The sequence below is a fragment of the Nostoc sp. PCC 9305 genome, from assembly GCF_963920915.1.
Lineage (GTDB): Bacteria > Cyanobacteriota > Cyanobacteriia > Cyanobacteriales > Nostocaceae > Nostoc.
Genome location: NZ_CAWUDN010000087.1, coordinates 1 through 12,197 on the forward strand (window position 1 = coordinate 1; position 12,197 = coordinate 12,197).

The window sequence follows — 12,197 nt, forward strand, 5'->3', positions numbered from 1 at the left end:
GGGACTTTGACTCTAGTTCCCCCTTTTTTAAGGGGGGTTAGGGGGGATCTAAACGTTGTGAGGCAACTCTCAAAGACTTGTGTATACACCGTAGGCTTGCGGGGAGGGGAGACAAAGCGTAGCTTTGGCGGGGTGGGGTTCTTTCTTATTTTTGATTTATGCAAGAGGTCTAATGGTTAATTCTGAAATATAGCCTTCTTCTCTATGTAATTTAGAATTTATTAACCAATTATTAATTTACGTACAACTTTGTATATAAATTATCTTTTAAGTAGAATCTTTCCGCGGAGCTAATTGTAACTCATAAAAAATTGTAGAGGTAAGAGTTTCACACTTTATGAGAATTTATGTTACACCGAGTGGGATTTTTTAATTTTCGTGTGATGGAGAAAATTTGCTCAATTTACATGAAATATATGGTAGATATATTTCATACCTAATAGCGTGAATCGAGGTTAAATATCTTACTTCACTAGCACAAACTATTCTAGAGAAAAATCTTACTTCCCTCTTGAGTTAGATTTTGTGCATAGCAAAATGTTATAAATCTTTATGTAATGTGTGGACAAAAAGAAAAACAAAATTTATGAAGACAAATTACAGCAAATTTCTGACCGCGTTGGCAGGCATAGCAGGATTTACTAGTTTCAGCGTCCTCATTACTTTACCATCTGATGCGAAAGAGGTACTAAATCCTAACCCCAGTATTTTCAACGAAGCTCCTTATAACCAAGGTCAACGCCTTCAAGCAAACACTCAATACACACCTGCTGAAGCTGTTTCTCAAATAGAAAAGGGCAATACCAAGCGCAAACCAGTAGCACAGAAAAGTGGTGCAACTCTAAATCCCAAACCAAGTATTTTCAACGAGCCTCCCTATAACCGTGGTGGTGGTAGTGTTACACCTAGTGAACCTACACCCGTCACCCCAGGTACTCAACCCACTGAGACACCGACTACAACTCCACCACAACCAGGGGCAAGTAGCAATCAAGGCAAAAACTTGTTAGCCTTAGCAGAGTCAAACGCTTCCTTTACCACGTTGACCAAAGCTTTGAAAGCAGCTGGATTAAGCGCAGCTTTGCAAGGCAAAGATAACTTAACTATTTTTGCACCCACAGATGCAGCTTTTGCTAAGTTGCCAGCAGATGCTTTGCAAGAATTATTAAAGCCAGACAACAAAGAAGTTTTGCTCAAGATTTTAACTTACCATGTGGTGGCTGGTAAGGTATTGTCTACTGATTTAAAATCTGGCGAAGTTAAAAGCCTCGAAGGTGGCGCAATCAACGTTAAAGTCGATCCTGCTACCGGTGTAACTGTCAATGATGCTAAAGTAACACAGGCAGATATCACAGGTAGTAACGGCGTAATCCACGCAATCGATCAGGTGATTTTACCTCCTGACTTGTAGTTGTAAGGTATCAGCACAACTGGCAACATAACTTGATTGGCATAAAGTATTAATACGTTAAAATTCCGTTCAGATGTTAGTTTTGGACGGTTTTTTTGTTTGCAGTTAATTTTTGATCTTTATCTTGCATTTCTAAAAGTTCAGGAATAGTAACAAACCTATAGCCCTGTTTCCGAAAGTTGGCAATAATTTCTGGTAAAGCTTGCACCGTTTTAGAGCGATTACCACCACCATCATGCATTAGCACAATTCCACCTGGCTTGGCCCTCCTAAACACATTATTAATTAATTTTGGTACAGCAGGACGTGAGTAGTCTACAGAGTCAGATGACCAGCGAATGATGGCATATTTGCTATTTCTAGCGTAACTAGCCACTCCATTGTGCATGATTCCCCCTGGTGGTCGAAATAAATTTGTTTTAATCCCTGTCACTTGATAAATCAAGTCTGCTGTGTGGTCAATTTCATAGGCAGCTGCTTGTGGATTTAAGAATTGATACCAATGATGCCAAGTGTGATTACCAATTACGTGACCCTCAGCAATCTCCCGCTTCACTAAGCCTGGATAATTCTTCACGTTTTGCCCAATCAGAAAAAATGTCCCTTTAATCTGATTTTTTTTGAGAATATCTAGTACTTGCCCGGTACTTTCAGGCCATGGCCCATCATCAAAGGTGAGCGCAATTACTTTTTGTTCGGGAGTCAATTTTGCCGCATCAACTACTGCCCCTTGAAAACGCTGTGGCACAGTATATGAAAAACCTTTTGTTTGCACTTGCTGCTGCCAACTTCTAAGCATCGTCGCTTTTAGTTCTTCAATTTGCTGCTGAATTCCAACTTTGCTTGGTTGATTGTTTACATTTATATTCTCTGTACTTTGAGCATTAGAGGAGCTTGACTTAATAAGCATCATCGTGCTGACACTCACACTCACACTCCCACTCAAGACAAGCAACGTAACTAATATTTTTTGCAGACCAAAAAATGACTTATTGTCGTCCACTTCATAGCTCCTCAAGGTCGAACCATCTTTTTTTCACAATACTTATGGCAGCTTTTTCTACCCTGTAAGCCTTGCCATACAAGCTACAGTTATGACTGGTATATTTTTTTAAGTTAGCTCCAACCCTGACTCTGAAAAAATACCTTACCCGATGAATAATCTAATATCTATAAGCAAAATCCTCACCACAAAGGTGAGAACCTTCTTACGCATTAATTTTTGTAATCTATGGGGTATGAGGGGAATTTCGAGAACTGCAAAAGGCAAGTAAAATAATTTGTAATTAAGTTAAGTTTTGCAACGGAGATCCAAACAAGAGCCATAAAACTTAACACTTCTTAGTTGCCAGAGACTTAGCCCCCTGTAATTTATTAATCTTGCCTCATTAACTATGAATCTTAATGTAGGCTAAATATTGCATATTCTCTTGACGAAGCCATTGCGAAATGATGACGAAGATGTGACCTTTCTTGAGTAATGACGGTAGAGAGCAAACCTGTTAAAAAATTTCTTTTATCCCCAGCAGCGTCAGAAGATTGAACACCATTAACTGCTGAAAATTCTGCAAATAATGCTTTAGAGTGAGTCCGAAAATTCTGCACGCTTGTTTTTGCCTCAAAAAAGGGACTTCCTATAAATCATCCATTTTGTGGGATAAGATGCCTACCCCACAACAAGAGATAACAGGATACTTTTTATTTGGAAATCCCTTACCCTTAAAAGGTTACAGGCTAGACATTACATCCCGTGCAACAGTTAAAGTCTGCTCTATGTCTTCTTCAGTATGAGCAAAAGATGTAAACCCAGCTTCAAATTGAGAAGGTGCTAAGTAAACACCGCGCTCTAACATCCCACGATGGAAGCGTCCGAATTTGGCTGTATCAGACTTTTTCGCATCTTCGTAGTTATGAACTGGGCCGGCGGTAAAAAATAAGCCGAACATGGCGCTGATTTGACCCCCGCAAGCTGCATGACCAGTTTCTTTGGCAATTTGCAGCAAACCATCTGCTAGCTTTTTAGTAATTCGCTCAAGAGACTCGTAAGTACCTGGCTTTTGCAGCAATTCTAAAGTCTTAATCCCAGCAGTCATCGCCAAGGGATTACCAGAAAGAGTCCCAGCTTGATATACGGGGCCGGCGGGCGCAACCATTGACATAATATCTCGGCGACCACCATAAGCCCCTACTGGCAAACCACCACCAATCACCTTACCCAAGGTTGTTAAATCGGGAGTGACGCCAAATTTTTCTTGAGCGCCACCGTAAGCAATGCGGAAGCCTGTCATCACTTCGTCAAATACCAATAACGCTCCATATTCGTGAGTTAGTTCCCGTAACCCTTCTAGGAAGCCAGCATCAGGTGCGATAAATCCAGCATTGCCGACGACTGGCTCAAGAATGACACCGGCAATCTCGTCGCGGTTTTCTTCAAATAAAGCTTTGACTGCTTCTAGGTCATTGAAAGGTGCAGTTAGAGTAGTGCTAGTTGCTAATTTAGGTACTCCCGGTGAGTCTGGCAAACCAAGTGTGGCAACACCAGAACCTGCCTTTACTAGAAACGCATCGGCGTGTCCGTGGTAGCAACCTTCAAACTTGATGATTTTCTCCCGGTTGGTGAAAGCCCGCATCAGCCGCAAAACTCCCATACAGGCTTCAGTTCCAGAGTTGACAAATCTGACCATTTCGATGCTAGGAACGGCATCGATGACCATTTCTGCCAAAACATTTTCTAGGACTGAGGGAGCGCCGAAACTGGTGCCTTTTTCTAAAGCTTCATGCAACGCTGCAATTACTTCTGGATGAGCATGACCACAAATAGCTGGGCCCCAAGTGCCTACATAGTCTATGTATTTATTGCCATCTACATCCCAAATATACGCGCCTTTGACACGATCGAAAACGATGGGTTGTCCGCCCACAGATTTAAAGGCACGAACTGGAGAACTGACTCCTCCGGGCATGAGGTTTTGAGCAGCGGCGAAGACTTCTTGTGATTTTGTTGTTTTAATTGTGGTATTTACCAAAGTTCTCTCCTAACAGTGGGCAATAAAACGGTCTATCTTAGAATAGGGTCAAACACTGCTTAGAATTTCTATCCTATAAAATTAGCGGAACCAAAAAAATAACATTATGTTATGCAAGTCCAATGAAGACTTGAGATATTTAATTCAAAAAAAACATATCAGCTGCCCTATGCTGAATGGTATCGTGAATCCATAAATTATTCTCATTAGAGCAAACTAGCTGGTATGTCTTCTAACGATTCGCGATCGCTGCATTACACCATTCCGGTTGATAAAATTCGCTACGATGAACGGGGTCTGGTGCCTGCAATTGTCCAAGACTATCTAGATGGTACTGTCCTGATGATGGCGTGGATGAATCAGGAGTCGTTACAAAAGACTTTAGAAACTGAAGAAACTTGGTTTTGGAGCCGTTCTCGACAAGAATTGTGGCACAAAGGGGCGACTTCTGGGCATATCCAAAAAGTGCAAAGTATCCGTTATGACTGTGATAGTGATGCGCTGCTCATTGGGGTAGAACAATTAGGAGATGTTGCCTGCCATACTGGAGAGCGCAGTTGTTTTCACCAAATCGAAGGGGAAATTGTCTCACCACCAGGTGATACATTGTCGCAATTGTTTCAAATAATATGCGATCGCCGCGATCATCCTACTGAAAGTTCTTACACTTGTAAACTATTCGCAGGTGGCGATAATAAAATTTTAAAAAAGATTGGTGAAGAAACTGCTGAGGTGGTAATGGCTTTTAAGGATGATGAAGCAGATGCGATCGCAGGTGAAGTGGCTGATTTGCTATATCATACTTTGGTTGCCTTAGCTCACCATCAAGTGGATTTAAAATCGGTATATCGCAAGCTCCAAGAACGTCGTCAATAGAGTAAAAAACAAGTCATCTTACCGTGGGGAGTTATGTTACTCAGCCAAAATTCGATTGAGATACTGTAAAATTACCACAGCGATCGCTATACTCAAGATGAAGGCTAGCCAGTAACTATTAGTAATAATTTGTGGTCGATCTAATGCCCATCCACCCAAGGGATGACCAATAAAAGAGCCAATAGCCCAGCATAAAGCGTTGATGGAGAAATATACGCCGCGTTGATTTTCCGGGGCTAACTCAGTCACTAAAGAGGCAGCAGATGGGGTATAAGAAACAATCGCCACAGCAAATACTCCCAATGCCAATGTTACCCAAACTAGTTGATGAGATGGGGCAGTGCCGCTTACCCAAATCAGTCCGAAACCAATTGCCCAGAAAATGGCGGAAACAGTAAGCGCAAGTGTGTGAGAGCAGCGTTTTAAAATGCTGGTGACAGGCAACTGACAAATAATTGCGAACACTAGATGCCAAGCAAATAGTCCGCTAATGGTAGTTTCAGTAAATCCCTTGGCAGTACCTTCGACAAATACAAAGTTTTTGAAGTAAAGCGGCAGGGTGCTGTGGATTTGAGAAATATAGATTGTGAAAAATATATTAACTGCGATGTAGACTAAGAAACGCCAATCTTTTAATACTGCCATCCAAGAAGCAAAAATTTCTGTCTTTTCAGATTCTTCTATCTGCTGTTGTTCAGTTTCACTAATCCCTACATAGACAACCCCAAAAAATAGCATAAAAGAGATGGCATCAATGATAAATAGCCATCGATAATTCCCAACGATCGCGATCAAAAACCCAGCCAGCAGAATTCCGATCGCTAACCCCAGATTATCAGCTAGTCGAGCGATCGCAAAAGTTTCCCGGCGATTGTCAATTTGGCTAGCGTCAGCAACCACAGCTTCAGCCGCCGGCCAATAGAAACCTATCCCTAAACCGCTAATCAAGCTACCGATTACCAAAGAAGTGAAATTATTGGTTGTAGCTAAAACTAGAGAAGCAATTGCTGAAATCGCCGTCGCTAGCAACAAAGTCCGGCGGCGTCCCCAATATTCAGAATCAGCCAAAGAACCACCCGCAATCCGCCCTACAATGCCGGAAATCGAGGCGCTACCCAAGGCTACCCCAACACTAGTTGCAGATAAACCAAGTTGATTAACAAAAAAGATGGGCGCATAAAACAGGGTAAAGCCACTACCAACTTCCGAGAGAAATCTCCCAATTGCGAAAATCCAGACCTGGGGATGTATCGAAGGCAACCACGATGATAACTGCGATTGAGAAGCTAATTTCATGAGCTTAAATGTCATAATTTGATGACATTTTTGTAATTCTTATCATTGGCTACTATTTTCCTCACTCATTCCACAGGGTTTCCACAGGGATTTTAGCAGTTTTCCACAGGTGCTATACGAGCTAATAAGCTTCTTGCTGTCTTACTGGGGATTGTTGATTACAAGTAGGAAAGAAGTTTAAGGACTGAGTTTTTATGAAGTAAAGTAACAAAAAGTTGGCTTAAACCCTTATTCTTTCGTTCGTATTTATTTTTTATACAATCGTTTTTAACATTTCGCAGCATTGACAAACCCACCCCCTCTTGGCGCACAATGATGCGGCTTGCTTTTATAATCCTGTTCAACCACTGCTGTCAAATGTGTAAAATATATTACCATTAGATGTAAGTGCAGATTGTCGGGATAGCGAAAGAGCGTGTAAAGCCCTAAACCGCTTTACCGCAAGCAACTTGTCCCTCTTGATTATCCTCATAGGAGGAAAATCTCATGAAATCAACGGTTAGCATCTTTACAGAAATTCCTGAAACACTCCACGAATCCTTAAAAAACTACTTAGAAACCCATCCCGATTGGGATGAAAACAGAGTATTGACGGCGGCACTATCATTGTTTTTACTCCAAAATGGAGATAGCGATCGCCGTGCTGCTCGAGTCTATCTGGAAACTTTGTTCCACCACTCCTCAGTAGAAATGCCCTGTACCGACTCACCAGCAACAGCTAATTTACTAGACACCCCATAGGTACTGGTATGAAGGGCGTTATTCCCCTATTAATGGGGCACGGCATACCGTGCCCCATTAACGGGATCTTAAGCTAATAGCGATCGGCAATATTAAAATAAAAAAGATCGGTAGATTCCGATCCATAAAAAAGTTCTAATAGTTTCTCTTATTATTGCTTATTGCCAAAATTAGTTGGTAATAAAGCGGAATTTACCTTTGTTCTCAGTCTCCGACTGGGATACCTGTTGTGAGACTGCCGCCTCCCTAGCTTACAGCAGCAGCCCAATCAGCAGTATTTCCAGACAGAGGCTAGAAACGTGGTTTTAAGGGGACTTTAGCTGAAGTTGACACCAATGCACAGCTCTCTGCCTTATGAACTCTAATGTCAGCACCGTTATATCTACCAAAACGGTAACATACCAAGAAATATTTTCCAGTGGACTCTCTCCCCTGTCCACTATCTTAAATAGATAGATAAATAAATATCTCAAATCACTGTTTGGCGTGTATTTGAGGAATATCTACTTATTTTGATTATCTAAATTTGTCTGTTACTAAAACCAAGAAAATTCATCAACCACTACCCCAAGAGTCAACAGTCAAGAGTTAAAAAACTCTAGACTATAAACTTAGGACTTGGCTTCCAAATGCTGGGGATGAGCAGGAGATTCAAATTTATAGCCTACGCCACGTACAGTTTGAATTAATGCTGGTTGACTAGCATCAATTTCAATCTTCTTGCGAATTTGGCCGATATGAACATCTACAACCCGCTGGTCGCCGACATATTCATAATCCCACACCTCTTGGATTAGCTCCGCCCGCCGCCAAACTCGACCTGGATGACTAGCTAAAAAATGTAACAAGTCAAATTCTAGAGCAGTTAAAGGTACTGCTTGGTTATTAAGTGCTACCTCCCGTCGCACTGGATCGATCATAAGTTTTTCAAATACCAAGCGTTTCTGCTCGGCCGTAGTTATCACTCGCTGACGCCTCAAAATGGCTCCAACTCTGACTTCTAGCTCTCCTAGTCCAAAAGGCTTGGTGAGATAGTCGTCAGCACCTTTAGCAAAGCCGCGAATTTTATCAGCTTCGTCAGCACGGCTAGTCAACATCAAAACAAAAACACCATTGCGACTTTGCATCTCTTGGCAGAGGTTAAACCCTGTGACATCTGGTAAATTCACATCTAGAATCACCAAATCAGGGTTAAATTGCTCAAATAGATTTAAGGCTGTCTTTCCGTCTTCGGCAGCCTCCACCTGATAGTTCTGTTTAATCAAAAAGCGTTGGATTAAATTCCGAACCGCAGGGTCGTCGTCAACTACAAGAATCTTGGCGGGAGCCATGACCATTACTTTGCACAAAAATTCGTAAGATTAACAAGAGAATTGCGTAAAAACGCAGTTGCCACTTTAGGACTAACTAAGAATCTACATGGCTACGGTATAACAATCCCGATCGCTCAAAAATAAATACTCTAATCAGGATTGTGGGCAATGAGAAGGCGAAACTTCTGTTAGCCAACAGTATATAAGCGCTCTGACTTTAACTGCAACCGTTCTTGATAGCAAGACACCTTCTCGATCCCAGTTAGGTGGTAACTTAAAACGTTTCAATTTTAAATCGATATGTGGATATATACCACAAGCGATTATTCAGTATAATTAAAAAAAATTATTTTAGGGCACAGTAAGTTGCCAAATTTGAAACATTAAAGTTGATTTTTTCATAAAAACCATGACTTTTAGGTACTCTCCGTTCAAATTCTAGATTAGAGCCAGAATTAGACAACGACATGAGGGTATACACGGAGTTATAGCGATATGTTAAAGTGACTATAGTTGAAATTACAAAGTCGATCAAACTAACCCGTGCTACTATCCTGGTAGGGCATATAAATAGATCGAGACTTTAGTTTCGATCAAAATAAAACCTAAAGCTGTTTTTTTTCGATAAAAGACTGCCGCTGATTGAGGCTGAAGTAACAAACTCCCATGAGCGATCAAAATCCCTACGAAAAACTTGGGGTATCAGAAGAGGCTAGCTTCGATGAAATTCAGGATGCTCGTAATCGCCTATTCGAGCAACATAATGGCGATGCCAAGCATTTAGAAGTAATTGAGGCGGCTTACGATGCGATTTTAATGGATCGCTTACGGATGCGCCAGGAAGGTAAAATCAAAGTCCCTGAGCGGATACGGTTTCCAGAGTTGCGAGTGCAATCACCTCCTAAAGAAAGTCCAACCCCTCGCGAGCAGTCACCCGCATGGCTGCAACGGATGCTGGATCAACCAGCGCCTGCGGATATACTCTTACCGGGAGCTTGGTTTCTCGGTTTGAGTTCTATTAGCCTGTTCTATCCAGAGGGGGGCGATCAGGTTTTGCAGTTAGCATTGGTGGTTGGCGTAGGCACTAGTATTTACTTTCTCAATCGCAAGGAAGGCAAATTTGGCCGAGCAGTTTTGTTCACCCTGGTCAGTTTAATAATTGGCCTAATCGTTGGGGGACTAGTTGCTAGCTGGCTCTTACCACAAATATCATTTATCAGTCTGGAAACAAATCAGTTCTCTACTGTAGTGACGTTTATATTGTTGTGGTTAGTTAGTAGTTTTCTACGTTAAACCACTGCCGTAAGCAGGTTTGTATAAAGAAGACATGGTTTATGTGTGTTCTTCTAAGATAAAAAAGTCAGGAGTCAGAATAGCTATTCTGACTCCTATTTTAATTTGCAACCTGAATTTCTGATTTATTGAATCTGTTGCAGGTACAGAGCCGAATGGCACTAAGTTAAGATACAGCGCTTGTTCCAACTTCCAGGCTGGGAAACCATTCTCGGAGGCTCCGCCTCCTCTTTCTTGACAAGAGGCAGAGCCTCTCGGAACTCGTTCCCAGCCTCCAGGCTGGGAACCAGAATACAATAAGTCTTTGGGCTTTTCTTAGTGCCATTCGGTACAGAGCCTTTTAGACAAGGTGTTTAGGTTTTAGAACTATATCTACAGCAGTGCTGAAATCCTGAACAATTAAGTCGGGGTGGTAAAGTTCTAGTTGGGTGCGATCGCGAATCCCAGATTCCACAGCCATCACCTTAATTCCATAATTTTTCGCAGCGGTGATGTCGGCTTCCGTATCTCCCACCATCCAGGTATCAGCAGCCGGAGGGAGTTCTTTTAATGCCCTAGCCATTAACAAGGGCTTATCTTCAATATCGCGAGTTTTAACGTAGTCGTTACTCAGACAGTAACAACGATTTTCCGGGAAAAATTTGCCTAAATCATGTTTTTTAAAGGCATAATCTAGTTCTCGAACTCGGCGCATCGTCATAACTGCTAAATCAATTCCAGCTTGTTGAATTTTTAACAGTGCATCCACAGCACCTGGTGCGAGAGTGTCATAGTTAAAATAAGCTTCTGTATGCACTGTTTGCCGCCGCAATTGGGCGAATTCTTGAGCTTGGGCTTCGTCTAACCCGGAATTTAAGGCGATTTGTTTTTCAGGAACACGCGATCGCTTTAACTGCCAAAATTCCGCTTTCGGAAGTTCTTGCACTACTTGATCTGGGCGACGGGTTTTATCTAAACAGAATTGATAAACGCGGTAGTACCGTTCGGAAACATCAATAATTGGGCCGTCGAAGTCAGTAATCAGTCTTAGCATCGGCGGAAAATGTTAATTTTTATTAAGATTATCTCAGATGTATGGCTATTTTTGGAGACTATCAAGTTTAGCTAATTTGAATTGATATTTTGTACTCAGACATCATTGCAGCGTACCGCGTTTAATTTGTTCGCTTTCAATAGCTTCAAATAAGGCGCGAAAGTTACCTTCGCCAAAACCTTGAGCTTGGAAACGGCGTTCTATAAACTCAAAGAAAAATGTCGGCTGTTCAAAAATGGGCTGGGTGAAAATTTGTAGTAATAAAGGTGCAGCATTTCCTTCCTCTAAAGAAGTATATTCTTGCCAGTCTACGAGAATTTCTTGTTGAGCGATCGCTTCTAACTCTAAGGGTGATAGTGTAAGTCCTGGTCGCTGTTTTAGTTGCGAGTAGTAGGTTTGGGGAACCGAGAGTAAGGATAAACCACTGGCACGAAATTTAGCGATCGCATCCACAAGATTAGTCGTCCGCAAGGCAATATGTTGAATTCCTGGCCCCCGATTGACATCTAAAAATTCCTGAATTTGAGAATTCTTGGAAGCAGGTTCATTAATTGGCAATTGGACGTTACCGTTGCGCGAAACCATCACCTGGCTGTGTAAAGCAGAGCGATTGGTTTTAATTTTAAATGCCTGCTGGGGTTGAAAATCTAGAATTTTTTCGTACCAAGCCACAGCACGATCCAATTCACCAACTTCCACGTTTAACACTATGTGATCTATGGCGGTAAAAGTGTTGTCATTTGTTATTTGTTCTTTGTCATTTGTGTTAGTTACAAATGACGACGGACAAATGACCAATGACCTTTCTATTAATGTATGAGTCAGTCCACCCCAGGCGGCAATTTTGCCACATTTGATGAATTCCGTACCTTCTTGGCGTTCCTGGATGGGTTGTAGGATTGTAGCACCGTGTTTTTGAGCTAGTGCGATCGCGCCTTCGACATCTTCGACAACAAAAGCGACATCTGCCACACCAGGTGGATATTGACGCAGAAATTCAGCTACTGGACTTGTAGGCAACAGGGGTGAAGATAGAAAAAAGCAGACACTACCATTTTTCACCACTTCTGTACAAGTGTGAAATGAACTGCTGCGATCGGTTACTGCTTGAAAACCAAGATGGCGTACAAACCAATCTCGCCACACTTTGGCGTCTTCTACATAGAAATGAACGCGATCAATTTTCATAGATATTGAAAATCCAGCAT

10 protein-coding genes and 1 pseudogene are annotated in these 12,197 nt (G+C 41.8%); 4 read left to right on the forward strand and 7 right to left on the reverse strand.

Annotated features, from left to right (window positions below):
- The first annotated feature begins 586 nt into the window (after positions 1–586).
- Positions 587–1,411: a fasciclin domain-containing protein gene (locus ACM0OX_RS26170; protein ID WP_414517852.1), complete on the forward strand. Its 825-nt coding sequence runs from the start codon at positions 587–589 to the stop codon at positions 1,409–1,411.
- 76 nt (positions 1,412–1,487) lie between these two features.
- On the opposite strand, the gene ACM0OX_RS26175 is transcribed toward ACM0OX_RS26170, so the two are convergent.
- Both ACM0OX_RS26175 and hemL read right to left on the reverse strand, forming a co-directional pair.
- Positions 1,488–2,414 carry a polysaccharide deacetylase family protein gene (locus ACM0OX_RS26175; RefSeq protein ID WP_414517853.1) on the reverse strand — a complete coding sequence of 309 codons (927 nt, stop codon included), beginning with the start codon at positions 2,412–2,414 and terminating at the stop codon, positions 1,488–1,490.
- A gap of 724 nt (positions 2,415–3,138) precedes the next feature.
- Complete coding sequence (hemL, locus tag ACM0OX_RS26180) at positions 3,139–4,437, reverse strand: glutamate-1-semialdehyde 2,1-aminomutase (RefSeq protein ID WP_414517854.1); 1,299 nt, start codon at positions 4,435–4,437, stop codon at positions 3,139–3,141.
- Positions 4,438–4,662: 225 nt separating this feature from the next.
- On the opposite strand from hemL, the gene hisIE reads away from it, so the two are divergent.
- Positions 4,663–5,313 carry a bifunctional phosphoribosyl-AMP cyclohydrolase/phosphoribosyl-ATP diphosphatase HisIE gene (gene hisIE, locus ACM0OX_RS26185; protein WP_414517855.1) on the forward strand — a complete coding sequence of 217 codons (651 nt, stop codon included), beginning with the start codon at positions 4,663–4,665 and terminating at the stop codon, positions 5,311–5,313.
- Between the two features lie 36 nt (positions 5,314–5,349).
- Here hisIE and ACM0OX_RS26190 read toward each other — a convergent pair whose 3' ends face one another.
- A complete protein-coding gene (locus ACM0OX_RS26190) occupies positions 5,350–6,609 on the reverse strand; it encodes an MDR family MFS transporter (protein ID WP_414517856.1) in 1,260 nt (419 codons plus the stop codon).
- Between the two features lie 486 nt (positions 6,610–7,095).
- On the opposite strand from ACM0OX_RS26190, the pseudogene ACM0OX_RS26195 reads away from it, so the two are divergent.
- Positions 7,096–7,287 (forward strand): annotated as a pseudogene (locus ACM0OX_RS26195) (DUF2811 domain-containing protein); the annotation flags it as partial.
- Positions 7,288–7,961: 674 nt separating this feature from the next.
- Here the strand turns inward: ACM0OX_RS26195 and ACM0OX_RS26200 are convergent.
- Entirely contained in the window at positions 7,962–8,681 is a 720-nt protein-coding gene (locus tag ACM0OX_RS26200; RefSeq protein ID WP_094348795.1) for a response regulator transcription factor, read from the reverse strand.
- 648 nt (positions 8,682–9,329) lie between these two features.
- On the opposite strand from ACM0OX_RS26200, the gene ACM0OX_RS26205 reads away from it, so the two are divergent.
- Positions 9,330–9,956: a CPP1-like family protein gene (locus ACM0OX_RS26205; RefSeq protein ID WP_414517857.1), complete on the forward strand. Its 627-nt coding sequence runs from the start codon at positions 9,330–9,332 to the stop codon at positions 9,954–9,956.
- A 39-nt stretch (positions 9,957–9,995) separates the two neighbouring features.
- Here the strand turns inward: ACM0OX_RS26205 and ACM0OX_RS26210 are convergent, their stop codons facing one another.
- From ACM0OX_RS26210 to hppD, 3 genes are all read right to left on the reverse strand, one after another.
- Positions 9,996–10,253, reverse strand: a complete 258-nt coding sequence (locus tag ACM0OX_RS26210; RefSeq protein WP_414517859.1) for a hypothetical protein — start codon at positions 10,251–10,253, stop codon at positions 9,996–9,998.
- Between the two features lie 43 nt (positions 10,254–10,296).
- Complete coding sequence (locus ACM0OX_RS26215) at positions 10,297–10,989, reverse strand: HAD family hydrolase (RefSeq protein ID WP_414517860.1); 693 nt, start codon at positions 10,987–10,989, stop codon at positions 10,297–10,299.
- 102 nt (positions 10,990–11,091) lie between these two features.
- A complete protein-coding gene (gene hppD / locus ACM0OX_RS26220; RefSeq protein ID WP_414517862.1) occupies positions 11,092–12,177 on the reverse strand; it encodes a 4-hydroxyphenylpyruvate dioxygenase in 1,086 nt (361 codons plus the stop codon).
- Positions 12,178–12,197 lie beyond the last annotated feature (20 nt).